The organism is Actinomycetospora aeridis, assembly GCF_037400275.1.
In the GTDB taxonomy this organism is placed as follows: domain Bacteria; phylum Actinomycetota; class Actinomycetes; order Mycobacteriales; family Pseudonocardiaceae; genus Actinomycetospora; species Actinomycetospora aeridis.
This window is the reverse complement of sequence record NZ_JBBEGL010000005.1, coordinates 564686-591340: the sequence shown is the minus strand read 5'-3', so window position 1 is coordinate 591340 and position 26655 is coordinate 564686. Positions and strand designations below refer to the sequence as shown.

The window sequence follows — 26655 nt, the reverse complement described above, 5'->3', positions numbered from 1 at the left end:
CCTCAGGGCGGGTGACGACCGGCCGAGCGTGAGGGGGAAGGTTCTTCGACCGGGCCGATGCCCGTGCGAACGCGTCGGTGATCCAGCTACCCTTGCTCATGTCGTCTCCCCGAGGTCTAGGCGCTTGGGCGCATTGTGCAGCATCGAGACAGCCTCCGCGTCCCGGTAGCACTGTTGGATGAGCGTGTCCAGTGGAGCACGAGGGTCCGACAACGTCACTCGGCCGTGGGATCGGCCCCGTCCACCGCCCGGACGACTGCCTCGGCGATACCGTCGACTGAGGGGATGTCGGCCTCAGCCCAACCGGCCTGCTTGAGCGCGTCGTCTAGCCGGCTCATCACGCCGTCTTCCATGTAAGACATCGGGTATGTCGCTTCTGCCTCGGCCACGAGGCGCGGCGGTGCCGCCGTCGGGCTCCAGGTGCCGTACTCCCCCATAGCGTCGCGGCTACGATCAGCCTTCGCGAAGACTCGCGAGTAGAGCCGTGGCGCGACACCCTCGAAGGGCTCAAACACTACCGCCTCGCGAGACTGCGTCGGGCCGTCGACGATCTCGTGGCGATACATCTCAGGTACCTGAGACTTTGGGTAAGGGTCGATGTAGACGACTCTCGAGATACCTGAGGCGATAATGACGCGCGCGCACTCGTGGCAGGGGTACGTCGTCGACATCATAGTCATGTTGCGGATCGAAACGCCTCGGCGGGCGGCCGTACAGATTGCTGCCATCTCGGCATGGGTCACGCGTCCGAATTCAAGAAGGTCTCCGATTCGGGTGTCTGCCAAGGGACCGCCGTTGATAGCCTCCGCGGCTAGCTCCTCGACGTCCTTCGCTTGACGGTCCGGCGCCAACCAACCTGGTTCGCGTTGCAACGCCTGTAGAACATCAGTGACGATGGCGATCTTCTGTTGCTCGTTGACGTCCGAGCCTTCTGTGAAGTCTCGATGATCAGGTTCGTCCCCGGTCCAGTACTGCCCGCCCCCAGGTTTCGGTACCTCGTTGGAGCCGGAGAGGACGAGCTCACCTTGATCGTCGATAACGACTGCGCCAACTTGACGTCCCGCGTCGGACGACCTTAGACGGGCTCCCCAGGCCTGAAACATGGCTTGTTCAGTTGCCGTTGGAGTCTCGTAGTGCTTTCCGAAGAGGAGATGAACCAGACGCGTCGCCGCGCCACTGATGTCAACTCCGGACCGCACTGCCAGGTAAGCATCAGCCAGCTCGAAGGTGTCTCTGACTCGCTGACCGAGCCGGCGATTCGCTCCATCCTTCTCGTCCCGCGCAAGAAGTCGGCTAACTTGTTGGACGTACCAACTCTGCTCCTTGCCCGGATGAAGGGTTTGGCGGAGGCGCTTCTCGACCGCCTTCGACCGGTCCTCCCTCGGCGACCATGCTCCCACAAGGACAAAGCGCGGCCCGTACGTCGAGCGCAGCACACGTACTTCTTCGGGGTGCTTGAGCTGACGAATGATAGTCGCAAAGGACTCGCGCTCGTGATTCGAGTCCCCGGACTTTTCGAATCTCTGGGTTGAGATCGCAGTGACGGCGAGGCCCGCGGCTGCGCCGCCATGGTTGATCGCCTCGCGGAGCGCATCGCCCTGATCCATGAGCGCATCAAGCTTGGTCAACGGCTCAGCGGCAGGCTTACCAGCTCGAGCGTACGCGTCCTTGATCAGGTCACTGATCCGCACCGAGCCCGACCGGTACCCGACTGACAGCAGCGCGTTGCTCAGCGCGGTCTCGACTGTCGAGAGATCAGTTCCGAGGGCCCCGACCAAACCGATCACGATCTCCGCCCGGTCGATGGCCGTACCCTCGACCAGTCGCGTCGACCCGTTCGTCATGACGGCTCCCTCTCGTCGAGCCGTTAAGGGTAGGCGACCTCCTCGTGCAGCTCGTCATCGGGCGCTCCGGGGGGCAGTCGTGGCTCGACATCCAGGCCGTCGCCAGGCCGTCGGAGGTCAGGGAAGGCCGAGCTGAGCTGAGAACTGTCGAGCAGCTCCGGCCCAGGTCGCAGCAGGTCCACCCGGAGGCGGCGCAAGTCGCAGACGACCCGCGACAGATCTACGACATCTTCGAGGGCACCGAGCAGATCCAGCAGCTCGTCATCGCCCGTGCGATCAGCGGACGCCACATCCAGTAGGGCTCACGGCGCCGGGCGCCAGGGCCGCGGGGCCGCGGGACCGTCACCGGGTGGTGCCGGGCGATGCGGACGTCGGCGGCGTGCTCACCCGCCTCGGTGAGCGCACGTCGCCGCCGCTCGGCCTCCTGGTGCGCCGCGCCGAGCGCGTAGGGCCCGTAGGCGTCGCGGAACCGCCCCACCGTGTCGACGACGACCACCAGGTACTCGCCGGCACCGTCGTAGCGGTTCCCGAACATCGGGTGTGCCTGTCCGTCCATCCACTCCCCCCGGAGGAACGCTCACGGCGGTGTTGGACGGGCGTCCAGACGATGCCCACCGTGAACCGGGCGGCCGCGCTGTCGTGTGCGGCCACTCGGGTGACGAAGACCCTGGATATACCCCGGCAGTGCGGTGAACGGAACAGGTTTCGCGAAGATGATTGCGCTGCGGTGTCAGCAACGTCGCTGTTCGGCCAGGCACGCTGGTGCCAACGGACGAATGTGCCACCCGCTGGGGTGGCGTGACGACCCCGGCCGGTCGGTGGACCGGCCGGGGCCGATCGGATCGCGGACCGCTCAGGCGGTCTCCTCGATGGGCGCGCCGCTGGCCGCCTTCTGGACCGACTCGCAGCCCTTGCGGGCGGCGGCCTTCGTCTCGTAGGCCTCGCCGGACGCGACGATCTGGCCGTTGCTGGCCTTCAGCCGGAACCGGAACTTGCCGGCCTTGTCCTCGTACACCTCGAACTTGCCCGCCATGCGGCTTCCTCCGCTCGGTGTTGAACGTACCTGGGCTGACGTGCTGGACAGGGCCGGACGCTAGTACGAAGAGACGCAGGGTGGGCGCAACCGGCCGACGCGCGCCGCGCGGGAGTCCGGACGGTGGAGTGGTGAGGACGGTCACGGGGAACGGAGACGCCATGACGGTCGACAGCGAGGGTCCGCTCACCGAGGCGCTCGGCACCGACTTCTTCTCGGTGCGCCGCCGCTTCACCCCCGCGCAGTGGGACACGTTCATGGCCGTGCGGCGCTACGTCGACCGCGTGGTGACCCCGGCCGCGCCCGCCGCCTGGGACGCCGCCGAGATGCCGTGGGAGGTCATCAACGGGCTGCCCGAGCTGGGCATCGTCGGCGACGACATCACCGGCTACGGCTGCCCGGGGAACGACCCCCTGACGTGCGGCCTGGTCGCCATGGAGCTCGCGCGCGGCGACGGGAGTCTCGCGACGTTCCACGCCGTGCAGTCGGGCCTCGCGATGAAGTCGATCGCGATGCTCGGCTCGGAGGAGCAGAAGCAGGAGTTCCTGCCGGCGATGGCCCGGCTCGACCTCGTCGGCGCCTTCGGTCTCACCGAGCCGGAGCACGGGTCGGACTCGGTGTCGCTGGAGACGTCCGCCCGCCGCGACGGTGACGACTGGGTGATCGACGGGCGCAAGCGCTGGATCGGCAACGGCAGCATCGCCGGGCGCACCGTGATCTGGGCCCGCGACACCGAGACCAACACCGTGCTCGGCTTCCTCGTCGACACGTCCTCGCCCGGCTACGAGGCCGAGATCATCCCGCGCAAGGGCTCGATGCGGTCGGTGTGGCAGGCCGACATCCGCCTCGACGGCGTGCGCGTGCCCGAGCGCGACCGGCTGCCGGGCGCGGAGAGCTTCAAGGACACCGGTCGGGTGCTCGCGACCACGCGCGGCACCTGCGCCTGGATGGCGCTCGGCCACGCGACCGCGGGCTACGACGCGGCGCTGCGCTACGCGCTCGAACGGAAGCAGTTCGGCAAGCCGCTGGCCGGGATGCAGATCGTCCAGGAGCGGCTGGTGCAGATGCTCGCCGAGCTCACGGGCATGCAGCTCTACTGCATGCAGATCGCGCAGCTCGCGGAGGACGACGACCTCGCGCCGACCATCGCCGGGCTCGCCAAGATGAACAACACCCGCAAGGCGCGCTGGGTGCTCCACCACGCCCGCGACCTGCTCGGCGGCAACGGGATCCTGCTCGACAACCACGTCGTGCGGCACATGGCCGACATCGAGTCGATCCACACCTTCGAGGGCACCGAGACCATCCAGACCCTCATCGTGGGGCGCGAGATCACCGGCTACAGCGCCTTCACCTGAGGTGCGCCTCCGGCGCTCGTGAGCACTTTCGCGTGCTCCAGCACGCGAAAGTGCTCACATGCGCGAAGCGCACACCACCGGCAGCGCGGCGTAGCCCCGCAGGATGCGGGTGGGCCGCCGTCGGGCCTCCCCGGCGGGGGCGAGCCGCGGGTGGCGCTCGAAGAGCGCCCGCAGCGCGACCTCGCCCTCCATGCGGGCGAGCTGGGCGCCGAGGCAGAAGTGCGCCCCGCTGGAGAACGCGAGGTGGTCCTTCGCGTTGGCCCGCCCGACGTCGAACGTCCCGGGGTCGGTGAACACCTGCGGGTCGCGGTTGGCGCCCGCCAGCACGGTGACGACGAGGTCGCCCGCCGCCACGGCCTTGCCGGCGACCTCGGTGTCGACCTTCGCCCGGCGCGCCGTGCGCTCGACCGGCGGGTCGAACCGGAGGATCTCGTCGACGGCGGTCGGCCACAGCTCCGGCTCGGCGGCCAGGCGCTCGCGCTGCTCCGGGTGGGCGAAGAGCTGGCTGGTGCCGTTGCCGATGAGGTTGACGGTGGTCTCGAAGCCGGCGGCGAGCACCAGCAGCGCGGTGGACACCAGCTCCTGCTCGGTGAGGCCGGCGCCGTCGTCGTCGACCTGGCCGACGATGCTGGACAGCAGGTCGTCGCCGGGCTCGCGGCGCAGCCGGCGCAGGTGCACGCGCATCCAGTCGTTGAGGGCGGCGAGGTTGCGCTCCATGGAGGCGTGCGCCCGGCGCGTGAGCCCCATGTCCAGCGAGGTGGCGGCGCCGTCGCCCCAGGCGAGGAACTGGTCGCGCATCGAGGTCGGCACACCGAGCATCTCGCTGATCACGGTGACGGGCAGCAGGCTCGCGTAGCGCTCGACCAGGTCGACGGTGAGGTCGCCCGACGCCCGGGCGGCGGAGTCCATCTCGTCGAGGAGCTCCTGGGCCACCTCGGCGGTGCGCTCGCGCAGGGCGGCCACCCGCTTCGCGGTGAAGGCGCGGCTGACGAGCTTGCGGTAGCGCGCGTGGTCGGGGGCGTCGACGGCGAGCATCGACGGGGGCTCGATCGGGCCGGGGTTGCGCGGCGGGCCGGCCAGCGCGAGCGCCGCCTTGGCGGGCGCGGGGACGACCTCGGTCGGGTGGGTCACGCCGAAGTCGTCGCTGCGCAGCACGGCCGTGGCGACGTCGTGGTGAACGGTCAGCCGGGCGAACGCGCCGGGGGCGAAGGGGTACGACGCCCGCAGCGTCTCGTAGTGCGGGAACGGGTCGGCCTGCATCACCGGGTCGAGCAGCAGCCGCGCGTCGGGGTTGCCCGCGCGCACCTGGCGGCGGATCGCGGCGCGCATCAGGCCGTGGGTGGCGCCCCAGCGCAGGGTGGTGCCGAGCGGGGTCGAGGACAGTCCGGAGACAAGGGACACGGCGGCCTCCCGCGGTCGGTTGGTACGACTCCGTACCGGCGTCGGAGCGAAACCATACTCGGAGTATGTGTTCGTCGTCCAGGTCCGTCGCGGGTACGCCCCGACCGTGCAGACGACCCTCCGCGCCACCGGCCCGCTGCCCGCCGACGCGGCGTGGGAGCGCTACGCCGACCTCGACCGCTGGAGCCATTGGGCACCGCAGATCTCCGGGGTGACGGTGGCCGCCGGGCAGGGCCGCCGGCTGCACGCGGGTCTGCAGGGAGCGGTCCGGGCGGCGGGGGTGGTCCACGTCCCGTTCGAGGTCCTCGCGGTCGACGAGGTCGCACGCACCTGGTCGTGGCGCGTGCGCGTCGGGCCGATCACGCTGCACCTCGACCACGGCGTCGAGGACCCGCGGGCCGACGACGCCCCGGGTGTGGGCGCGCGGACCTGGCTGCGCACCACGGGCCCCGCCGTCGTCGTGGTTCCCTACGCCCCGCTCGCGCTGATCGCGCTGCACTCCCTGCTGCTGGAGCGCTGAGCATGACCACCCGACTGCTGCTCACCGCCGACACGCACCTCACCCCGCGCTATCCGCGGCGCGAACTGCCGGCCGAGCTCTGGGAGCAGGTCGACGCGGCCGACGCCGTCGTGCACGCGGGCGACTGGATGGACCCCACGTTGCTCGACGCGCTCGAGCGCCGGGCGACGCGGCTGGTCGCGTGCTGGGGCAACAACGACGGCGAGGAGCTGCGGGCCCGGCTCCCCGAGACCGCCGTCGCGGACGTCGACGGCCTGCGCCTGGCCGTGACGCACGAGACCGGGGCGACGGACGGGCGCGAGCGGCGCTGCGACGCCCGGTTCGGTCCCGGGGGCACCACGCCGGTCGACGTCCTCGTCTTCGGCCACAGCCACATCCCGTGGGACAGCACGACCCCGGGCGGCGTCCGTCTGCTCAACCCGGGCTCGCCCACCGAGCGGCGCCGGCAGCCGGCGTGCACCTACATGACCGCCGCGGTCCGCGACGGCGCGCTGGTCGCGGTGGAGCGCCACGATCTCGCTCCCGCTCCGACGTCACGGCGTCCCTGACGTACTACTCTGCGTCATCCTCCCCGAATGGGCGGTTGTGGGTGTGACGTCCGCTCCGCGTCCCCCGGTCGGGCGAATATTGGGCGATGCTGCTGGTCGTGGCCAACGGGTCGGACGAACAACCGTCCCCCTCCGTGAGCACGGTGGGTGATGCCCTTACCGTTTCCGGGGCCGGTGGAACACCGCCAGGCGCCCGGGACGACCGATGACCGAGCAGGAGGACGGCACGTCGGCGGTACCGCCCCCTCGCGGGCCCGCGTGGGGCAGGACGACGACGGGAGGCTCGTGACGATCACCGGTGCAGTGCGGTCGGTGCCGTCGCGAGGATCGAGACGAAACGGCCGATGACCCTTCTTGCCGAGCGACCCCCGGACGAGGTCGACGAGTCGGAACTCGTCGTCGGCCGTCGCATCCAGGAGTTCTCCCAGCTCGCGGGCCCGATCCGTGAGCCGGACCCTGCCGACGGTCTCTACCGCGTCGCCTACCGAGGTGTCGACGCGGTGCACGGACGCGGCCGGGTGGCGCGGTCCCTGCTCGTCGCCGGCCTGAACTTCGCGTTCGAGGCGCTGTTCTTCCTCTGGCTGCTCCACCCATCGCACCGGCCGCCGGTGATCGGGTCGGACTTCGCGATCTACGCGAACTGGATCGTCATCGGCTCGATCGGGCTCATGGAGCTCCTCCGCCTGATCAACGTCTTCTCGCTGTCGCTGGCGTCGGTGATCAGCCGCGACCCCGTCCCCGTGCCGCCCCGCCCCGACCAGCGGATCGCCTTCCTCACCACGATCGTCCCCAGCAAGGAACCGATCGACGTCGTGCGCGGCACGCTGCAGGCCGCGCTGCGGATCCAGTACGACGGCATCCTCGACGTCTGGATCCTCGACGAGGGCGACGACGACGACGTCAAGGCGATGTGCCGCGAGCTCGGCGTCAACCACTTCACCCGCAAGGGCATCGCGCAGTACAACCAGCGCAAGGGCGCCTTCAAGGCCAAGACCAAGCACGGCAACTACAACGCCTGGGTGTCCGAGCACGGCGACTCCTACGAGGTCTTCCTCTCGGTCGACCCCGACCACGTGCCGCTGCCGAACTACGCCGAGCGCATCCTCGGCTACTTCCGCGACCCCGACGTCGCCTACGTCGTCGGCCCGCAGTGCTACGCGAACGACGAGACGTTCGTGACCCGGGCCGCGGAGTCGCAGCAGTTCCCGTTCCACTCGCTGATCCAGCGCGCCGCGAACCGCTACAACGCCGCGATGCTGGTCGGCACCAACAACGCGATCCGCATCAGTGCCCTGCAGGGCATCGGCGGCCTGTCCGACTCGATCACCGAGGACATGGCCACCGGGTTGAAGTTCCACACGCGCCGCAACCCGGCGTCGGGGCGGCGGTGGAAGTCGGTCTACACGCCCGACGTGCTCGCGGTCGGCGAGGGCCCGTCCTCCTGGGGCGACTTCTTCAGCCAGCAGATGCGCTGGTCGCGCGGCACGTTCGAGGTGCTGCTCAAGGAGATGCTGCTGCGCCTGCCGCGCCTGTCGCCGGGCCGCGCGCTGCACTACATCCTGATCACGACCTTCTACCCGTCGATGGCGATCGGGTGGGTCCTCGGGGCGGTGAACGCCTGCCTCTTCCTCGCCCTGGGCGTCCAGGGCGTCGTCGTCCCGGTCCAGCTGTGGCTGGCGCTCTACATCGACGCGACGGCGTTCCAGCTCTGGGTCTACCTGCGCAACCGCCGTTACAACGTCAGCCCCTACGAGGCCGAGGGCAGCTCCGGCGTCAAGGGCATGCTGATGTCGATCTTCGCGGCGCCGATCTTCGCGGCGTCGCTGATCGCCACGCTCCTGCGGCTGCCCGCGCGCTTCGTCGTCACGCCCAAGGGCCTGTCGTCGAGCGCCGACCACATCTTGACGTTCCGGCGCCACCTGCAGTGGGCGGCGCTGCTCATCGGCGCGATCGTGCTGGCGATCTTCCAGGGCTACGCGACCCCGGCCGTGCTCCTGTGGCCCGCCGTGGCGCTCGCGTCCTGCCTCGCGCCCCCGATCCTGTGCCTTGTCGAGCGCATCGTCGGTCGGCAGCCGGCGATCGCCTCCGCGCCCGTGCTCGCCGACGGCCGGTCCGGGGTCACCACCGAGTCGCTCGAGCGCGCGGCGCTCGACGCGCTGCTCGCCGCCGGGAGCACGACCCGCCGCTCGCCGCGTCGCGACGGCGAGCCGGCCCGGGAGGGCTTCCCGGACCACGCCGCCGGGGGCGACCTGCCCCCGGGCTGGGTCCGGACGTCCTCGCTGGCCGGCCGGCAGCGCGACGGGGCCCCCGTGCCCGCACCCACGCCCGCGCCCCGGCCCGCCCGTCCCGACGAGCAGCGCCCGGACGTCCGCCCGACCCCGGGGCGCCGGCGGGCCCCCGAGGACGGTCGCGGGATCGACCCGGCGCCGTCGCCGGTGCCGCGCGACCGGCGGCGCCCCGCCGTGCCGGCGGCGGGCCAGCAGCCGGGCCAGCAGCCCGGCCAGCCCGCACCGCAGCAGCCCGGTCAGCCCGCTCATCAGCCCGGCCCGGCGCCCGCGCCCCGGCCGGCCGCGCACCCGGGCCAGCCCGGCCAGCAGCCCGCCCAGCCCGGTCAGCCCGGTCAGCGCCCCACCGGGCGCCCTCCGGTGCCCGGCCCGGGCGCGGTGCCCCCGCCGTCCCCCACGCCGACCCCGTCGCCGAGCTCGTCGCCCTCGCCGTCCCCGCGTCCGGCGTCGACCCCGCCGGGGTCGCGCCCCCGGCCGACCCCCACCCCGCGTCCCGGGCCCAGCCCGTTCGCGGCGCCGGGACAGCGCCCGGGCGAGCGGCCGGGCGATCGCCCCGAGCGGCCCGCGGCGGCCGAGCAGGGCGGCCGGTACGTGCCGCCCGGCGATCCCCAGGGCCCGGTGGCGCCCGGCGGTCCGCGGCCGGACGCGCGCCCCGAGGCCCGTCCCGCCGCGGCGGGCGACGGCGTCGCGGGCGGTCGCCCGACCCCCTCGCCCTCGCCGCGCCCCGACGGGTCGGGGACCCGCGTCCCGCGCCCCGGTCCGCGGCGTGAGCGGCCGCCGATGCTGCTGTCGAGCGCAGCCGAGCTCGAGGCCGACGGCGGGCGCCCGGTGATCCCGGTCTCGGCCGGGTCTAGCATCGGTAACGAAACAGCAAAGCGACACGACGGACGAGACGGTGGGACCCACGCGTCCGACGCCGTCTCGGTGAACGCCCCGACGGTCGCGGTGCGCGTGGTGGCGCTGGCCGCGGTGGCCGGGCCCGCCCAGCACTCCGGTGCCGGGTTGCCGCCGGACATCGAAGGGCGACGGACGGAGGCGAGTTGATCGGGCAGGGACTGACTCGACGGGTCAAGCGCTTCCTGCTCCTCGTCATCGTCCCGGCCGTGATGCTCGGCGTGAACGTGCCGCCCGCCTGGGCCTGGATCTCCGAGCTGCGCCACCAGCGGCTGATCAACAGCCAGGAGTACAAGGAGCAGTTCGGCAAGTGGGACGTCGTCGAGCTGCCGGACGAGCAGAAGGTCAACGCGATCCACGCCGCGGTGCTGCCGACCGGGCGCATCCTCCTCATCGCCGGCTCCGGCAACAAGGAGGACATGTTCAACGCGGGGACCTTCAAGAGCCTCGTGTACGACCCCGCGACCGGGCGTAGCCGCGTCGTCCCGACGCCCGACGACATGTTCTGCTCGGGCCACACGTTCCTCGCCTCGGGCAACCTGCTCGTGGCCGGCGGCACCCAGCGCTACGAGCGCCTCGACGGCGCGGTCACCAACGCCGGCGGCGGCGTGATCGTGAAGAACGAGGACCCGGACGCCGCGCCGCTGTCGCTGCCGGCGGGCACGGAGTTCCGCACGCCCGAGGGGCTGGTCTACCGCGCGACGCACCCGTTCGTCGTCGAGCCGGCCACCAAGGTCGCGACCCGGCGGGGCGCGACGGTGACCGCCAGCGAGACCACGGTGTTCGCCGAGGCCGTCGAGCCCGGCCCGGGGTACGTCTTCGAGGGCCCGCGCCAGTACGCCGTGGGCGGTGTCCCCGCGGCCGACGCCCAGAACATCTACGCCCTGGGCCAGGCGATGACGCTCAAGAAGCAGAACTACCAGGGCATCGAGCAGACCTACGAGTTCAACCCGTACACCGAGGCCTACGAGCGCGTCGGCGACATGGTCTTCAAGCGCTGGTACCCGACGCTGACCGGGCTCGCCGACGGCGGCGTCATCGCGGTCTCCGGGCTCGACGGCACCGGCGAGGTCCTCAACGGGCAGAACGAGGTCTACGACCCGGTGACGCGCACCTGGAACGAGCGCAAGGACCTCACCCAGTACTTCCCGACGTACCCGGCGCTGTTCCAGACCGCGCGCGACGACTTCCTCTTCTACTCCGGGGCCAACTCGGGCTACGGGCCGGCCGAGGCGGGCCGCGTCCCCGGCTTCTGGAACCTGCGCACCAACGTCATCACCCCGATCCCCGGCATGCGCGATCCGGACCTGCTGGAGACGGCGGGTTCGGCGTGGGCGGGGCCGGTGCAGGACCAGCGCATCGCCGTCGTCGGCGGCGGCGGGGTCGGCGAGAGCCCGCGCTCGACCGCGCGGATCGACACGATCGACCTCGACAGCCCGAACCCCACCTGGCAGCCGGGCCCGATGCTGCCCGAGGGCACGCGCTACCCGAACCTCACGACGCTGCCGGACGACTCGATGCTGATCAGCAACGGGTCACGGGACTACCGCGGCAAGGGCGACACCAACAACCACAACGCCCGCATCTACCGGCCGCAGACCAACACGCTCGACTACGCCGCCGATCCCGCGGTCGGTCGCAACTACCACTCGGCGAGCATGCTGCTGCCCGACGGCCGCGTGATGGTGGTGGGCTCCGACCCGCTGTTCAACGACCAGGCGAACACCATCCCGGGCACGTTCGAGCAGCGCATCGAGATCTACACGCCGCCGTACCTCTTCCGTGGCCCGCAACCGACCATCGCCGACGCGCCCCCGCGGGCCGAGCTCGGCGACACGGTCGCGGTCGCCACGCCCGACGCGGCGCGCATCCAGAGCGCGCGGCTCATGGCGCCGATGGCGTCCACGCACGTCACCGACACCCACCAGCGCTCGATCGCCCTCGACATGACGAAGAGCGGCGCGGGTGTCTCGGTGACGCTGCCCCGGGACCGCGCGATCGCGCCGCCCGGGCGCTACATGCTCTTCCTCCTCGACGACCGCGGCGTGCCGTCGGTGGGCCGCTGGATCGAGGTGCCCGAGCCGGGCCGCGCGGAGGCCGCGTGACCTCCTCCGTGACCTCGGTCGCGTGGTGGCCCCCTCACGGGACCGCCGGACGGGCCGGATCGGAGGACGAGCCGCCGAGCGGACGCCGGGGGGCGACGGGCGGTCGCGACCCCCACACGGGCGCCACGGGGTGGCCTGGGAGCCTGACTCCGGACGGACGAGTGCCGGAGACCAGGGCCGAGACCAGGGCCGGATCAGACACGGCTGCACGAGACACCGGAGCAGGACGGGATCGATGACGCAGGACACGCACCGCGAGGCCGGACGGTTGACGAGGACACGGCTCGCGGCGGGCGCACTGATCGCGATCGCCGCGCTCGGCCTGTCGGCGTGCTCCGGCGGCGGGTCCGGCGAGGGCGGCGGCGAGGGCGGCCCGGCGGTCGCGCCCGCGCCCTCGGAGTTCTGGGTCGACCCCTCGTCCTCGGCGGCCCGCCAGGTCGAGCAGTGGCGCTCCGAGGGACGCACGGAGGACGCGACCGCGCTCGAGAAGATCGCGCGCCAGCCCGTCGCGATCTGGCCGACCGGCGAGACCGGCGGCGTGGAGGGCGAGGTGGCCGGCGTCGTGTCGCAGGCCCGCGCGGCCGGCCGCACCCCGGTGCTCACCGCCTACAACATCCCCAACCGCGACTGCGGGCTGTACTCCAGCGGCGGCGCCGAGGACGAGGGCGCCTACCGCGAGTGGCTCGACGCCTTCGCCCGCGGCATGGGCGGCACCCGTTCGATCGTCGTCCTCGAGCCCGACGCGCTCCCGCAGACGCTCACCAACTGCGAGGGCGAGGGCGAGCAGGAGGGCCGCGAGGAGCTGCTCTCCGACGCGGTGCAGACCCTGACCCGCGCGGGCGGCGAGGTCTACATCGACGCCGGCAACCCCGGGTTCGTCACCGACACCGGCAAGCTCGTCGACGGGCTCCGCAAGTCCGGCGTCGAGCAGGCCGCGGGCTTCGCGCTCAACGTCTCGAACTTCATGAACACCGAGCAGGTGCAGGCCTACGGCGACCGGGTGTCCAACCAGCTCGGTGGCGCCCGCTTCGTCATCGACACCAGCCGCAACGGCAACGGCAACTACGAGGGTCCGGACCAGCCGACGTGGTGCAACCCGCCGGGCCGCGCGCTCGGCACCCCGCCCACCCGCGACACCGGCTCGCAGCGCGTCGCCGCCTACCTGTGGGTGAAGGAGCCGGGCGACTCGGACGGCGACTGCCGCGGCGCCCCGGCGGCCGGTGACTTCTGGCCGCAGTACGCCCTGGACCTCGCGAACAACACGCCCGGCGCCTGACCCCATGTGAGCGAACTTCGGGCCTATAGCACCGAAGTTCGCTCACATACCCGGTCAGTAGGCGTGGACGACGGCGGCCATGTCCTCGCTGCCGTGGCCGCCCGACGAGGCGGTGGCGAGGCGGTCGCGCACCGCGGTCGCGAGCGTCGTGTCCACGCCGGCCTCGCGCAGCGCCGCCGTGATCAGGTCGGTGTCCTTGATGACGCCGTCGAGCTCGAACGACGGCGTGTAGTCGCCGTCGATCATGGCCTTGCCCTTGAGCTGCACGTAGGGCGCGTTGACCGCCCCGCCGTCGACGGCGTCGAGGAACTGCTGCGGGTCGATCCCGAGCCCGCGGGCGAGCGCGATCGACTGGGCGATGCCGTTGACCATCACGCCGATCCACGCGTTGATGGCGAGCTTGAGCCGGCTGGCGTCGCCGACGGTCTCGCTCACCCACTGCGTGCGCGAGCCGATCGCGTCGAACACCGGCTGGACGCGGTCGCGCAGCGAGGAGGCGCCGGACGCGAGCACCACGAGCTGCCCGTTCTCCGCGGGCGCCTTCGTGCCCAGCATCGGGGTGTCGAGGAACGCGACGCCGGCGTCGTCGGCCAGCGAGGTCAGGCGGGCGGTGCCCTCGATGCCGACCGTACTGGCCTGCACCCACACCGCGTCCTCGCCGAAGGCCGCGAGCGCGGGCTCGATCGTCTGCGCCACCGCGTCGGTGTCGAAGAGCATGGTGATCACGACGTCGGCGCCGGCGACCGCGTCGGCGGCCGTGTCGGCCACCCGGGCGCCGTCGTCGGCGAGGGGTTTCGCCTTCTCCGTGCTGCGGTTCCACACCGTCACGTCGTGGCCCTCGCGCAGCAGGCTGCGCGCCATGCCCGCGCCCATGATCCCGGTACCGAGGATTGCGACCGTCATGGGCGCGGCCTACCCCCGGGGCTCGCGCCCCATGCCGAAGAACTCGGCGTTCGGCTTCAGCGCGGTGAGGTGGGCGAGGCGGTTCGACATGGCGAACAACGCCGTGATCGCGCCGATGTCCCAGATCTCCTCGTCGGAGAGGCCGGCGTCCTGCGCGGCGGCGAGGTCGTCGTCGGACAGCGACGCCGAGTCCAGCGCGAGGGCCAGAGCGAGGTCGACGATCGCGCGCCGGCGCGGGTCGAGCGGGGCGCCGTAGGGGTTGATGCCCACGTGGTCGGCGAGCTCGGGCTCCTTGCTGCGGATGCGCAGGATCGCGCCGTGGGCGACGACGCAGTACGTGCAGTGGTTCGCCCCGGAGGTCGCGACGATCACCAGCTCGCGCTCGGCCTTCGACAGCGGCGACTCCCGCTCCATGAGGGCGTCGTGGTAGTCGAGGAACGCCCGCAGCTCCGCGGGGCGATGCCCGAGCGCCCGGAAGATGTTGGGCACGAACCCGGAGCGTTCGGCGATCGCGCCGACCCGCTCCCGCAGGTCGTCGGGGAGGTCCTCGGGCTCGACGAGGGGGAAGCGGCTCACGGAGTCGGTCACGCCCCGGACGGTAACGCTCAGCCGGGCGGGCGGAAGGTGATGCCGCAGCGCTGCTGGGTGACCTCCTGGATGCGGGTCACCGCGGGCGTGGCCTCGCGCTGCAGGCGCTCGAGCTCGGCGCGGTCGATCCGGGTCGGGTCGCCCCCGGTCTCGGCGAGCGAGGTCAGCGCCTGGTCGGTGAGGCCCTGCACCGTGCGCCACTCGGCGGCGATCTCGGGCGGGGCCGTGGCGACGAGGTCGGCGACCTGGCGGCGCGCCTCGTCCGACGACGGCAGGACGCCGTTCCCGCCCGACCCGGGCGCCGACTGCTCGGCCTGCACCCGCGTGATCGCGTCGCAGTAGGGCTTGACGGCCGGGTCCGGGGTCGCGGGCGCGGCGGGGGCCGACGCCGGGGCGGGCGGCGCGTCGGAGGCGCCGCTGCCGCATCCCGCGAGGCACAGGACGAGCCCGACCCCCGCGAGCGCGCGCCCCGCTGTCCCAGCGATCACCGACGGCCCCTCTCGACGCTCCAGCGACGAGCATGCTGGCAGGACCGGTCGGCGGGGCCCGGACCGGGTCGTGGTCGGACGCGATCGGACTTCCGTGGTCCGGCCCACTCCCGGGCGTCGGGGGGCTCGTGTCACAGTGAGTCCCGTGGAGGTCGCCGACGAACACCGCGCGCTCGTGCGCCAGTGGTGCGCGCGCCGCGTGCCCGAAGGGCAGCGCGACCAGGTCCGTATCTCCTACACGGAGCGGGCCGGGCGGATCACGATCTCGGCGCGCCGCGCGCCGGTGTTCCCGGAGCTCGGCACGGGCTGGACCACGGAGCCGATCGCCCAGCTGCGCCTCGTGCCCGACGAGGAGCGCTGGATCCTGCTCTGGCCGGACTCGAGCGGACGGTGGCACCGCTACCCCGACGAGACCAAGGCGAGCTCCCCCGCGCCGCTGCTCGACATCGTCGACGCCGACCCGACCGGCATCTTCTGGGGATGACGGCCGCCACCACCGCCGACGTGGCCGCCCGCATCCGCGAGCACGACCGGAGCGAGCGCAGGGTCGCCGAGCGTCCCGACCTGCGCGCGGCCGCCGTCGCCGTCGTCGTGCTGGACGACCCCGAGCGCGGCCCCGGGGTGCTGCTCACGCGGCGGACGTCGCGGCTGCGCGACCACCCCGGCCAGTTCGCCCTGCCGGGCGGGTCGGTCGACCCCGGCGAGGACACCGTCACGGCCGCCCGTCGCGAGCTCGACGAGGAGCTCGGCCTGCGCCTCGGCGAGGACACCGTGCTCGGCCTGCTCGACGACTACGCGACGCGCTCGGGCTTCGTGATCACACCCGTGGTGATGGCGGCGACCGGCGCGGTGGCCGACCTCGTGCCCTCGCCCGACGAGGTCTCGGAGCTCTTCCACATCCCGTTCGACGAGCTCGACGTGGACCCGCGGTTCCTGACGATCGAGGAGTCGCCGCGACCCGTCGTGCAGATGCCGCTCGTCGGCCACTTCATCCACGCCCCGACCGGCGCGGTGCTGCTCCAGTTCCGCGAGGTCGCGCTGCGCGGACGCACGACGCGGGTGGACGAGCTCGAACAGCCGGTGTTCGCCTGGCGGTGACGGATCAAACACTCCGCGTGGAGATCCACGTGCTTGACCGTTCCGGCGACGTGACGCAGGCCCCGTAACGGTGCGTGGCTTGCCTTGATCGTGGTTGTCTGGGAGCAGACCCCGATACGAGGAACGTGAACACACGTGTGTGGAATCGTCGCCGCCTACGGCGTCATCGACCCCGAGAAGTGTGAGCGGATGCTCGCCCGGATCCACCACCGTGGTCCGGACGACACCGGCCGGGTGCAGCTGGAGAACGCCTGGCTCGGCCACCAGCGTCTGTCGATCATGGACGTCAGCGGCGGCAAGCAGCCGATCGCCGACGACACCGACTCGGCCTACGTGGTCGGCAACGGTGAGATCTACAACCACGAGGACATCCGCGACGTCCTCTCCGAGGTCCGCTTCGCGACGGACTCCGACACGGAGTCGGCCTTCCGCCTGGTGCTCCGCGACGGCTCCGCGGCGCTCCACGAGGTGCGCGGCATGTTCGCCCTCGCGATGGCCCACACCGACGGGCGCGGCGCCGTCGCCCGCGACCCGATCGGCATCAAGCCGCTCTACTGGGCCCGCCTCGACGGGGTGACGATCTTCGCGAGCGAGCTGCGTGCCTTCGACCCCGAGGACCAGCCGTACGTCGAGGCCTTCCCGCCCGGGCACGTGTGGACCCCGGGCATCGCCGGCGACGACGTCGCCGAGGGCGCCATGGTGCGCTTCGCCGACGCCGTGCCCGTGGAGGTGCGCCCCGCGCGCAACGCCCCCGACAAGCAGTGGACCGAGGAGGACCTCGGCCACATCCGCGACGTCCTGTCGGACTCGATCCGTCGCCACATGATGAGCGACGTGCCCGTCGGCGTGTTCCTCTCCGGCGGCCTCGACTCCGCGATCGTCGCGGCCGTCGCCGCCAAGGTGGCCGACGAGAAGGGCGAGCGCCTGCCGACGTTCGCGGTCGGCACCGAGGGCTCGGCCGACCTGCTCGCGGCCCGCGCCGTCGCCGACTTCCTCGGCACCGACCACCACGAGATCGTCCCGACCGCGGACGACCTCGAGGAGGCGCTGGACGAGGCCGTCACGGTCATCGAGCACTTCGACCCGGCGCTGGTGCGCTCGGCGGTGCCGAACCTGCTGCTCGCCCGCGAGGCGGTCAAGCACGTCAAGGTGGTGCTCACCGGCGAGGGCGCCGACGAGCTGTTCGCCGGCTACGAGTACGTCCACGCCGACGAGTTCTCCACCCCGGACGCCCTGCAGGCCGAGCTCGTCCGGTCGATCGAGAGCCTGCACGAGCTCAACCTGCAGCGCTGCGACCGCACCACGATGAACTACGGCCTCGAGGCCCGCGTGCCGTTCCTCGACGCCACCGTGATGCGCGAGCTGCTCGCCCTGCCCGCCGAGTGGAAGCTGAAGATCCACGACCGCGTGGAGAAGCAGCTCCTGCGCGAGGCCTTCGACGGGATGGTGCCCTACGACATCATCTGGCGCGGCAAGGAGCAGTTCGGCGACGGCTCCGGCGCGAAGGACGTGCTCTCCGCGCTCGTCGAGAAGGAGAAGGCCAAGGAGGGCGCGCAGGACGCGGAGCCCCCGACGGTCGAGCACGGCTGGGCGCTGCGCAGCGACGAGGAGATCGCGTACTACCGGACGTGGCACCGGTCGTTCGCCGGGGTGCGCCCCGACCGCACGCTGGGTGCGTTCGCGGAGGCCTGACGGACCTGACAGCCCAGACAGAGGGGTGTCCCCGGGTGGTTGAGTTCCGGACCACCCGGGGTAACCGCCGGACATGAGTGATGTCCCCGGTATCGAGCTGAACAACGGCACGGTCATCCCGCAGCTGGGATTCGGTGTGTTCCAGATCGACCCGTCGGACACGGCGGAGACGGTCCTGACGGCCTTCGAGGCCGGCTACCGTCACATCGACACCGCGCAGATGTACGGCAACGAGGCCGAGGTCGGCGAGGCGATCGCGAAGTCGGGCCTCGGGCGCGACGAGCTGTGGATCACCACGAAGTGCAACAACTCCAACCACGGCTACGACGACGCGCAGCGCGCCCTCGACGAGAGCCTGCAGAAGCTCGGCCTCGACGCCGTCGACCTGTACCTCATCCACTGGCCGCTGCCCGGCAAGGACCTCTACGTCGACACGTGGAAGGGCTTCGAGAAGGCGCACCAGGACGGCAAGACGCGCACCATCGGCGTCTCCAACTTCCAGCCGCACCACCTCGACAAGCTCCTCGAGGAGACCGAGACGGTGCCGGCGATCAACCAGATCGAGCTGCACCCGCACATGCAGCAGGCCGGCCTGCGCTCGTACCACGAGCGCCACGGCATCCGCACCGAGGCGTGGAGCCCGATCGGCCAGGGCAAGGGCCTGCTCGACGCCCCCGAGCTGGTCGAGATCGCGCAGGCGCACGGCAAGAGCGCCGCGCAGGTGGTGCTGCGCTGGCACGTCCAGCTCGGCAACATCATCTTCCCGAAGTCGGTCACGCCCGACCGCATCCGGGAGAACAAGGACATCTTCGACTTCGAGCTGACCCACGAGGACATGCAGAAGATCGACGGCATGGAGAAGGCGGAGCGGCTCGGGCCGGACCCCGACACCTTCGCCCGCTAGAGAACGTCTCCCGGCGCACACCACCCCGCGCGTCGGGACGCCCCCGCGGCCCGGTCATCGGCGGAAGCCCCCGCCCGCCGATGCCCGGGCCGCGCCATGTGCGGGGGGTGTTCCAGCCTGGCGGCCACGCTGACGTCAGACGTCAGGAAATCACCCAGCTCGATGCGGCGTACTCCGGAGCGGCCGAGGGCGGAACGCGCCGAGCAGACTGCACCAGCTAGGCCGCGGCCGGGCGGCGCTTGCGCAGCCGGCGCAACTGGGCGTCGAGGTGCGGGCGCGCCCGGCGCTGGCCGCCGCGCTCGGCGATGGCCGTCACCAGCGACACCAGCACGCGCTCGAGCCGCTCGGCGTCCGGCGCCCACCCGCGGCGTTCGCACTCATCGAGCCACTCGACGGCTCCGCGGTGCCCCCGCTCGCCGTTGCAGCGGCGGCAGGCGGCCACCTCGTTCTCCAGCCACGACGGGCCGCCCTTGACCTTGGGCACGACGTGGTCGGTGGTCGCCGCGACGGTGCCGACCAGGGAGCGGGAGCACCACAGACAGGTGTCGCCGTCGCGCTCGCGCGCGGCGTCGAGCCGCTCCCGTCGCCCCGGCTGCCGCATCCCCTCCAGGATGCCACCGGATGTCCGCCCGGGGGCTCGCATGTGCCGCCGGGGTGGGTGCCGACGGGGGAGTGTCGCGACGGTGATCCACGCCTAGCGTCGGGCGTGATGACCATCAACGGCACCGCACCCCGGTCCAGTCAGATGAGCGGCCAGATCCTCGGCGAGGCCGCCCGCCGCATGCTCCCCGTCCTCGCCGGCCGCGTGCTCGCGGCCGTCACCGACCGCGCGGTCGAGAAGGTCGACCAGCTCGCCGACACGCTCTACGAGCGCAGCGCCGGTGGGGACGCCCCGCGGCGCACGCCGGCCCCCGCCGAGGGCGAGAGCCGGACCGGCGCGGCGTTCGCGTTCCTCGCCGAGCAGGCGCGCCTGTTCCTCGCCTTCGTGATCCGGCTCGCCCAGGCGGCCCTGGCCATGCTGCACCGGGCCACCGAGCGCCTGCGCGAGCGCCGCGCGCCGGAGGGCATCGACGAGGCGCCGGACCTCGAGGAGATCCCCGAGCCCGACGAGTTCGAGGGGCGCATCACGGCCCGCGCCTGAGCCGGGGCCCATCGGGCATCGTGGAGGGCGTGACCGATTCGCCCGAGGACGCCGTCGCCTGGTGGCGCGAGGCCGTCATCTACCAGGTCTACATCCGCAGCTTCGCCGACGCCGACGGTGACGGCATCGGGGACATCGCCGGGATCCGCGAGAAGCTCCCCTACCTCGCCGACCTCGGCGTCGACGCGCTGTGGATCAACCCCTGGTACGCGTCCCCCCAGGCCGACGCGGGCTACGACGTCGCCGACTACCGGACCATCGAGCCCGCCTACGGCACGGTCACCGACGCCGAGAAGCTGATCGTCGACGCCCACGAGCACGGGCTGCGGCTGATCCCGGACATCGTGCCCAACCACACGTCCGACCGGCACGCCTGGTTCGTCGCGGCCCTCGCCGACGAGCCCGGGGCGCGCGACCGCTACGTCTTCCGGGTCGGCCGCGGCCCCGACGGCGCCGAGCCGCCCACCAACTGGCAGTCGCACTTCGGCGGGCCGGCCTGGACGCGGGTCCCGGACAGGCCAGGAGAACCAGCACAGTGGTACCTCCACCTGTTCGACCCCGGCCAGCCCGACCTGAACTGGGCGAACCCGGAGGTCGCCGCCGAGTTCGAGGCGGTGCTGCGTTTCTGGTTCGACCGCGGCGTCGACGGGTTCCGCATCGACGTCGCGCACGGGCTCGTCAAGGACCCGGAGCTCCCCGACCTCGGCGACGCGCGCGACCTCATCGGCCGCACGTACGAGGCGGGCACGCACCCGTTCGTCGACCGCGACGGCGTGCTCGAGATCTACGAGGCCTGGCGGCGGGTCGCCGACGAGTACCCGGGCGAGCGGATGTTCGTCGCCGAGGCCTGGACGCCCGCCCCCGAACGCCTCGCCCGCTACGTCGCGGCCGGGCGTCTGCACACGGCGTTCAACTTCGACTACCTCGTCGCGCCCTGGGACCCGACGGCCCTGCGCGAGGCGATCGACGTCACCACCGCGCAGCTCCGCGCGGCCGGCGCGCCCGCGACCTGGGTGCTGTCGAACCACGACGTCGTGCGCCACCCGAGCCGCTACGGCCGCCCGGCGCCGGCCCGTGAGGAGGTGCCGACGTCCACGGTGCCGCGGGCCGACGAGGCCCCGGACCTGGTCCTCGGCACCCGCCGGGCGCGGGCGGCCCTGCTGCTCGAGGCCGCCCTGCCCGGTGGCATGTACGTCTACCAGGGCGAGGAGCTGGGGCTGCCCGAGGTGGAGGACATCCCCGACGACGCGCGGCAGGACCCGACGTGGGAGCGCTCGGGGCACACCGTGCGCGGGCGGGACGGGTGCCGCGTGCCGCTGCCGTGGTCGGCGACGGACGGCGCGGCGGCGGGCTTCAGCCCGGAGGGCGCGGCGGCGCCGTGGCTCCCGCAGCCGACGTGGTGGCCGTCCTACGCCGCGGACCGCCAGCAGGGTGACCCCGAGGCGGTGCTGGAGCTCTACCGCTCGGTGCTGCGCCGCCGGCGCGCCCACCCGGCGCTCGGCGACGGCGACCTGACCTGGGTGTCCGCCCCGGGCGAGGAGGTGCTGCACCTGCGCCGCGAGCCCGGCTTCGCGTGCCTGGTCAACCTCGGCGCCGAGCCCGTCGACCTGCCGCCGCACGACGAGGTGCTGGAGGTCAGCGTGCCGCTCGAGGACGGGCGGCTGGGTCCCGACGCCGCGGTCTGGCTCGCCGTGAGCTGACGCCCGTCACCATTCGGGCGGCACGTCCGGCACCGCCGGGTCGGCCTCGACGACGGGGATGTCGGAGGCCGTGTCGACGACGACCGAGCGCGCCGCGGAGTCGGTCGGGGCGCGCTCGGCGAGCGCCTCCAGCGCGCGGGCGGTGCCGACGTCGGCGCCCTCGGCCTCGGAGAGCAGCCAGCGCACCTCCAGCAGGTCGCAGTAGGCCTGGACGGCCGTCCCGACGTGGCGCACCGCGGCGTGCGCGCGGCGCATGCCCGGGGTGAGGACGTCGTGGCGCCAGCTCGCGATGGCCTGTTCCTCGGTGACCCGACGCCCCGGGTGCTCGTGGGCGATCGCGCGCTGGTGGGCGCGCAGGTCGCCGAGCAGGATGCGGGCCTGGCCCTCGCCGACCTCCAGGCCGGTGAGCTCGCGCAGGTGGCGGGCGTGGTGGTTGCGCTCGCCGACGGCCACGCGCAGCCGGACCACCCCGCCCCCGCCGTCCTCCGCGGGCGCCAGGCTCACCTCGTCGACGACGTAGCCGAGGTCGTTGAGCTCGCGCACGGTGCCCTCGACGCGGTACCGGTCGCCGAACGCGAACTGGGCCTGCCCGTGCAGCACGCTCCACAGCGCCTCGTAGCGCTCGGGGAGCTCCATGGCCTCGGCGATGAGCTGCGGCTCGATCTCGGGCGGGCGCCCGAGGCTCGCGGCGAGGTCGGTCATCCCCGCGGCGACGTTCTCGACGAGGATCTCGAGGTCCTGGGTGCGCTGGCCGTCGGACAGCGACGGGTGCACCTCGCTGGTCTCGGCGTCGACCAGCCACGCCTGGAAGAGCTGCCCGTCGCGGGAGAACAGCGTGTTGGCCAGCGAGCAGTCGCCCCAGTAGACGCCGTGGCGGTGCAGCTCGACGAGCAGCCCGACCATCGCGTCGAAGAGCCGCGCCCGCTGGGCCGGCCGGTTCGGGGGCAGCCGGGCGATCAGCCGGCGGTACTGCCACGAGCCGGTGAGGTAGCGGGTCAGCAGGATCGAGCAGGCGTGGTCGGGCTGGGTGACCAGCCCCGCCGGGCGGACGGCGGGCAGGCCGGCGGACTCGAGGTGGCGCAGGTTGTCGAACTCCTTGCCGGCGACGCGCGGCGGCAGCTCCTTGAGCGCCCACAGCGTGCCGTCGACCTCGACGAACCGCACGAGGTGACGGCTCGGGCCGACGGGCAGCTCGCGCAGCGGCACCGTCGCCGGGTCCCACTCGCCGAGCGGGCGCTCCCACGGCAGGGCGAGCAGGCCGGGTGAGGGGACGCGCAGGCGCAGGTCCGGTGCGGTCATCGCGGTGCTCCGGGGGGTGAGGTGGTGCGGCGCAGGACGAGCCGGGTGGGCAGGAGCTCGGCGGGCGGCACCCGCTCCCGCAGCTCGCCGCGCAGGCCCGCCGCCACCAGCTCGCCCGCGCGGCGGCCCTGCTCGCGCACGGGCTGCGCGACGGTGGTCAGGTCGGCGAGCGCGGCCAGGGGGTGGTCGTCGACGCCGATCACGGACAGGTCCTCGGGCACGCGCAGGCCGGCGCGGCGCAGCGTGCGCACCGCGCCGAGCGCGGTCTCGTCGTCGTGGGCGAACACCGCCGTCGGCGGGGTGCGCAGCCCGAGCAGGCGGGCCATCCCGTCGGCGCCGCCCTCGCCGCCCCAGGGGACGGTGACCAGCAGCTCGTCGGCCGGGGCGATGCCGGCGTCCCCGAGCGCCGCCCGCCAGGCCGACGTCCGGCCGTCCGGGTCCGGTGCGAGCCGCCCGGTGTTCTCGACCGCGATCATCCCGATCCGGCGGTGCCCGAGGTGGATCAGGTGGTCCATCGCCTGGCGGCCGGCGCCGTGGTCGTCGACGCCGACCGACGGGTACGACGCCGCGCGCCCGCCCGCGACCACGATGTCGACCCCCAGCGACGCGAGGCGGTCGTGCTCGTCCTCGGCGACGGCGAACGCGAGCACCACGACGGCGTCGACCTTGCGGCGGGCCGGGAGCCGGTCGAAGAACGCGGCGCGCTCCTCGGGGCCGCCGACGCGGAAGAGCACGAGGTCGAGGTCGGCGGCCCGCAGCGCGGCCTCGAGGCCCTCGATGAGCTCGCCGAAGAACCAGCGTGCGGGGTGCGGGACCAGCACGGCGACGCGGCCGGTGGGCCCGCCGGCGAGCCGTGTCGCCTCGGGGGAGGCGACGTAGTCGAGCGCCTCGGCGGCCTCGCGGACGCGCGCACGCGTGGCCACGGCGACGTGCGGGTGGTCGCCGAGGGCCCGGGACGCGGTGGCGGGGGAGACGCCGGCACGCCGGGCGACGTCGTCGAGGGTCGCCGGGGACGCGGGCGCGGCCCGGCGCCCACTCTGCGTGTCCTCGGTCACACGCGCAGCATGGCACCGGTCCGCAAGCGCTTCCAATGCTGCGCGTGGGAGCTGGGCCGTGGGTTGGACGCAATGGCCCCAGATGCCCCAGTGCGATCGGGCCGTCGCTCTTCGTACTTGACTTGTGAGACGCGCATCACCACGCTCCCACCGCAAGCGCTTCCACACTCGTGTGGGTGCACGTGTCCGGAAGGAGAGCGATGCGCCACCAACGTCGGCGGCTCACCGCGGTGGCCCTCGCCGTCGCGGTGATCGCGGCCATGGCCGCGGCGTGCAGTTCGGCGCCGGCCGGCCCGCCGGTGCTCACCTGGTACATCAACCCCGACGACGGCGGGCAGGCCGAGATCGCGGCGCGCTGCACCGCCGCCGCGGGGGGCCGGTACACGATCGCGACGTCGACGCTGCCGCGGCAGGCCTCCGAGCAGCGCCAGCAGCTCGTGCGGCGCCTCGCCGCCAACGACTCGTCGATCGACATCATGAGCATCGACCCGCCGTACGTGCCCGAGTTCGCGCAGGCGGGCTTCCTGGCCCCCATGCCGCCCGCCGCCGAGGCGGCCGCACGCGAGGACCGGGTGCCGAGCTCGATCGAGGCCTCGACCTGGCAGGGCCGACTCGTCGTGGTGCCGTTCTGGGCCAACACCCAGCTGCTCTGGTACCGCAAGTCCGCGGTCGCGGCCATGGGCATCGACATGAACCAGCCGGTGACCTGGGACCAGATCATCCGTGCGGCCGCGCAGAACCGCACCCAGATCGCGGCGCAGGGCGTCCGCGGTGAGTCGCTGACCGTGTGGGTCAACGCGCTCGTCGAGTCCGCGGGCGGCTCGATCATCACCAACGCCGGCGAGGAGAACCCGGACCTCATCCAGCTCGGGCTGAACGCCCCGCCCGGCATCGAGGCGGCCCGCGTCCTGCGCACCTACGGCGACGCGGGTGTCGCCCCGCCCGGGTTCCCGACCGCCGACGAGGACACCAACGCCGAGTCGTTCCAGTCCGGGTCGGCCGCGTTCATGGTCAACTACCCGTTCATCTGGGGGAAGGCGAAGTCGGCCGTCGAGGAGGGCACGCTCGAGCAGTCGGTGCCCGACGACTACGGCTGGACGCTCTACCCGCGCGTCGCGCCGGACCGGCCGAGTGCCCCGCCGCTGGGCGGCATCAACCTCGGCGTGGGGGCCTTCAGCAACCACCCGGACCTCGCCTACGAGGCCACGACGTGCATCTCCAACCGCGAGAACTCCGCCTACTACTTCGTGTCCAACGGCAACCCGTCGTCGCGGACCTCGGTGTTCACCGACCCCGAGGTGCTGGCGGAGTTCCCGATGGCCCCGACCATCCGTGACTCGCTCAACCAGGCCGCGCCCCGGCCCCAGACGGCGTACTACGCGGAGGTCTCCGGCGGCATCCAGCGGACCTTCCACCCGCCGGGCTCGGTGACGCCCGGCGCCACCAACGAGGCCGCCACGGCCCTCATCACCGCGGTGCTGAGGAAGGAGGCTCTGCTGTGATCCCCCGCAACGACCGTCACCACGGTCGCTCGTGCCTCACGCCCGTGCCGACGTCGGCGGAGGTGGTCTGGTGAGCGCCACACTCGACCGCCCCACGAGCGCCGTCGATCCCACCCGCGGCGCCCGGTTGAACGAGAAGGTGCGGGCCGAGCGCCGGCTGGGGTGGTATCTCGCCGGCCCCGCGTTCGTCGTGATGCTGCTGGTCACGGCGTACCCGATCGTCCAGGCGGTCTTCGACTCGCTGTTCGACTACCGCCTCACCGACCCGCAGAACTCCTCGTTCGTCGGCCTCGGCAACTACGGCGTGATCCTCACCGACTCGGTGTGGTGGACGTCGTTCGGCGTCACCACGCTGATCACCGTCGTCACGGTGGCGGTCGAGCTGGTCCTCGGCTTCGCCCTGGCCCTGGTGATGCTCAACGCGCTCAAGGTCCTGCGGCCGGTGCTGCGCACGGTCATCCTCATCCCGTATGCGGTGATCACCGTGGTCTCCGCGTTCGCGTGGCAGTTCGCGTTCAGCGTCGACTCCGGCTTCGTGAACTCCTGGTTCTCGTTCCTCGGCACGACCGCCGAGACCGACTGGTTCGGCACCCAGGGGCTCTCGCTGTTCGTCATCTGCCTCGCCGAGATCTGGAAGACCACGCCGTTCATCTCGCTGCTGCTGCTCGCGGGCCTCGCCCAGGTGCCCGACGTGCTGCAGGAGGCGGCCAAGGTCGACGGCGCGACGTGGTGGCAGCGCCTGCGCCGGGTGACGCTGCCGAACATGAAGGCGGCGATCATGGTCGCCGTCCTCTTCCGCACCCTGGACGCGTTCCGCGTCTTCGACTCGGTGTTCGTCATGACCGCCGGCGCGAACAGCACCGAGACGGTGTCCTTCCTCGCTTACCGCCAGACGATCGAGCGCGTCGAGATCGGGCTGGGGTCGGCGGTGTCGGTGCTGCTGTTCCTGTCGGTGGTGCTGATCAGTGCCCTGTTCATCAAGGGCTTCAAGGTCGACCTGTCCCAGGCGCGAGGGGAGTAG

At 72.7% G+C, this 26655-nt stretch carries 24 protein-coding genes; 14 read left to right on the top strand and 10 right to left on the bottom strand.

Annotation, left to right across the window (positions count from 1 at the left end; all coding sequences use genetic code 11):
* Positions 1-215: 215 nt before the first annotated feature.
* From WCD41_RS20970 to WCD41_RS20960, 3 genes are all read right to left on the bottom strand, one after another.
* On the bottom strand, positions 216-1844 hold the full coding sequence (locus WCD41_RS20970; RefSeq protein WP_337715974.1) for an anti-phage dCTP deaminase: 1629 nt from the start codon (positions 1842-1844) through the stop codon (positions 216-218).
* Between the two features lie 220 nt (positions 1845-2064).
* Positions 2065-2400: a hypothetical protein gene (locus WCD41_RS20965; RefSeq protein WP_337715972.1), complete on the bottom strand. Its 336-nt coding sequence runs from the start codon at positions 2398-2400 to the stop codon at positions 2065-2067.
* 297 nt (positions 2401-2697) lie between these two features.
* Positions 2698-2877 (bottom strand): YegP family protein, encoded by a 180-nt coding sequence (locus tag WCD41_RS20960; RefSeq protein WP_337715970.1) that lies wholly within the window; start codon positions 2875-2877, stop codon positions 2698-2700.
* Between the two features lie 161 nt (positions 2878-3038).
* Between WCD41_RS20960 and WCD41_RS20955 the strand changes: the two genes are divergently transcribed.
* Positions 3039-4235: an acyl-CoA dehydrogenase family protein gene (locus WCD41_RS20955; protein ID WP_337715968.1), complete on the top strand. Its 1197-nt coding sequence runs from the start codon at positions 3039-3041 to the stop codon at positions 4233-4235.
* 54 nt (positions 4236-4289) lie between these two features.
* Here WCD41_RS20955 and WCD41_RS20950 read toward each other — a convergent pair whose 3' ends face one another.
* Entirely contained in the window at positions 4290-5636 is a 1347-nt protein-coding gene (locus WCD41_RS20950) for a cytochrome P450 (protein ID WP_337715966.1), read from the bottom strand.
* A 67-nt stretch (positions 5637-5703) separates the two neighbouring features.
* On the opposite strand from WCD41_RS20950, the gene WCD41_RS20945 reads away from it, so the two are divergent.
* From WCD41_RS20945 to WCD41_RS20925, 5 genes are all read left to right on the top strand, one after another.
* Positions 5704-6156, top strand: a complete 453-nt coding sequence (locus tag WCD41_RS20945) for an SRPBCC family protein (protein ID WP_337715964.1) — start codon at positions 5704-5706, stop codon at positions 6154-6156.
* Positions 6157-6158: 2 nt separating this feature from the next.
* On the top strand, positions 6159-6704 hold the full coding sequence (locus WCD41_RS20940) for a metallophosphoesterase family protein (RefSeq protein WP_337715962.1): 546 nt from the start codon (positions 6159-6161) through the stop codon (positions 6702-6704).
* A 344-nt stretch (positions 6705-7048) separates the two neighbouring features.
* Entirely contained in the window at positions 7049-10033 is a 2985-nt protein-coding gene (locus tag WCD41_RS20935) for a glycosyltransferase family 2 protein (RefSeq protein ID WP_337715960.1), read from the top strand.
* Positions 10030-11988 (top strand): radical copper oxidase GlxA, encoded by a 1959-nt coding sequence (gene glxA / locus WCD41_RS20930; protein WP_337715958.1) that lies wholly within the window; start codon positions 10030-10032, stop codon positions 11986-11988. The genes WCD41_RS20935 and glxA overlap by 4 nt, the downstream gene beginning before the upstream one ends.
* Before the next feature lie 235 nt (positions 11989-12223).
* A complete protein-coding gene (locus tag WCD41_RS20925) occupies positions 12224-13264 on the top strand; it encodes a glycoside hydrolase family 6 protein (RefSeq protein WP_337715956.1) in 1041 nt (346 codons plus the stop codon).
* Positions 13265-13318: 54 nt separating this feature from the next.
* Here WCD41_RS20925 and WCD41_RS20920 read toward each other — a convergent pair whose 3' ends face one another.
* From WCD41_RS20920 to WCD41_RS20910, 3 genes are read right to left on the bottom strand one after another with little or no spacing between them, the layout of a single operon-like run.
* The gene (locus tag WCD41_RS20920; protein ID WP_337715954.1) at positions 13319-14167 is read right to left on the bottom strand and encodes an NAD(P)-dependent oxidoreductase; all 849 of its coding nucleotides are present in this window, start codon (positions 14165-14167) and stop codon (positions 13319-13321) included.
* Positions 14168-14176: 9 nt separating this feature from the next.
* Positions 14177-14755 (bottom strand): peroxidase-related enzyme, encoded by a 579-nt coding sequence (locus tag WCD41_RS20915; RefSeq protein ID WP_337715952.1) that lies wholly within the window; start codon positions 14753-14755, stop codon positions 14177-14179.
* Positions 14756-14772: 17 nt separating this feature from the next.
* The gene (locus WCD41_RS20910) at positions 14773-15243 is read right to left on the bottom strand and encodes a hypothetical protein (RefSeq protein WP_337715948.1); all 471 of its coding nucleotides are present in this window, start codon (positions 15241-15243) and stop codon (positions 14773-14775) included.
* Positions 15244-15388: 145 nt separating this feature from the next.
* On the opposite strand from WCD41_RS20910, the gene WCD41_RS20905 reads away from it, so the two are divergent.
* From WCD41_RS20905 to WCD41_RS20890, 4 genes are all read left to right on the top strand, one after another.
* A complete protein-coding gene (locus WCD41_RS20905; RefSeq protein WP_274281467.1) occupies positions 15389-15727 on the top strand; it encodes a DUF3024 domain-containing protein in 339 nt (112 codons plus the stop codon).
* The gene (locus tag WCD41_RS20900; RefSeq protein WP_337715944.1) at positions 15724-16341 is read left to right on the top strand and encodes an NUDIX hydrolase; all 618 of its coding nucleotides are present in this window, start codon (positions 15724-15726) and stop codon (positions 16339-16341) included. The genes WCD41_RS20905 and WCD41_RS20900 overlap by 4 nt, the downstream gene beginning before the upstream one ends.
* Before the next feature lie 135 nt (positions 16342-16476).
* Positions 16477-18033: an asparagine synthase (glutamine-hydrolyzing) gene (gene asnB, locus WCD41_RS20895; RefSeq protein ID WP_337715942.1), complete on the top strand. Its 1557-nt coding sequence runs from the start codon at positions 16477-16479 to the stop codon at positions 18031-18033.
* Between the two features lie 73 nt (positions 18034-18106).
* Positions 18107-18937 (top strand): aldo/keto reductase, encoded by an 831-nt coding sequence (locus WCD41_RS20890; RefSeq protein WP_337715940.1) that lies wholly within the window; start codon positions 18107-18109, stop codon positions 18935-18937.
* Positions 18938-19154: 217 nt separating this feature from the next.
* Here the strand turns inward: WCD41_RS20890 and WCD41_RS20885 are convergent, their stop codons facing one another.
* Positions 19155-19538, bottom strand: a complete 384-nt coding sequence (locus WCD41_RS20885) for an HNH endonuclease (protein WP_337715938.1) — start codon at positions 19536-19538, stop codon at positions 19155-19157.
* Positions 19539-19646: 108 nt separating this feature from the next.
* Here WCD41_RS20885 and WCD41_RS20880 point away from each other — a divergent pair, with 108 nt between their 5' ends.
* Entirely contained in the window at positions 19647-20078 is a 432-nt protein-coding gene (locus WCD41_RS20880; protein WP_337715936.1) for a hypothetical protein, read from the top strand.
* A 29-nt stretch (positions 20079-20107) separates the two neighbouring features.
* The gene (locus WCD41_RS20875; RefSeq protein ID WP_337715934.1) at positions 20108-21778 is read left to right on the top strand and encodes a glycoside hydrolase family 13 protein; all 1671 of its coding nucleotides are present in this window, start codon (positions 20108-20110) and stop codon (positions 21776-21778) included.
* Between the two features lie 6 nt (positions 21779-21784).
* On the opposite strand, the gene WCD41_RS20870 is transcribed toward WCD41_RS20875, so the two are convergent.
* Together WCD41_RS20870 and WCD41_RS20865 are read right to left on the bottom strand one after the other, a co-directional pair.
* Positions 21785-23077 carry a DUF4032 domain-containing protein gene (locus tag WCD41_RS20870; protein ID WP_337715932.1) on the bottom strand — a complete coding sequence of 431 codons (1293 nt, stop codon included), beginning with the start codon at positions 23075-23077 and terminating at the stop codon, positions 21785-21787.
* The gene (locus WCD41_RS20865; RefSeq protein ID WP_337715931.1) at positions 23074-24132 is read right to left on the bottom strand and encodes a LacI family DNA-binding transcriptional regulator; all 1059 of its coding nucleotides are present in this window, start codon (positions 24130-24132) and stop codon (positions 23074-23076) included. Before WCD41_RS20865 ends, WCD41_RS20870 begins: the two co-directional genes overlap by 4 nt.
* A 200-nt stretch (positions 24133-24332) precedes the next feature.
* Here WCD41_RS20865 and WCD41_RS20860 point away from each other — a divergent pair, with 200 nt between their 5' ends.
* Positions 24333-25634 (top strand): extracellular solute-binding protein, encoded by a 1302-nt coding sequence (locus WCD41_RS20860; protein WP_337715929.1) that lies wholly within the window; start codon positions 24333-24335, stop codon positions 25632-25634.
* 70 nt (positions 25635-25704) lie between these two features.
* Entirely contained in the window at positions 25705-26655 is a 951-nt protein-coding gene (locus WCD41_RS20855; RefSeq protein ID WP_337715927.1) for a carbohydrate ABC transporter permease, read from the top strand.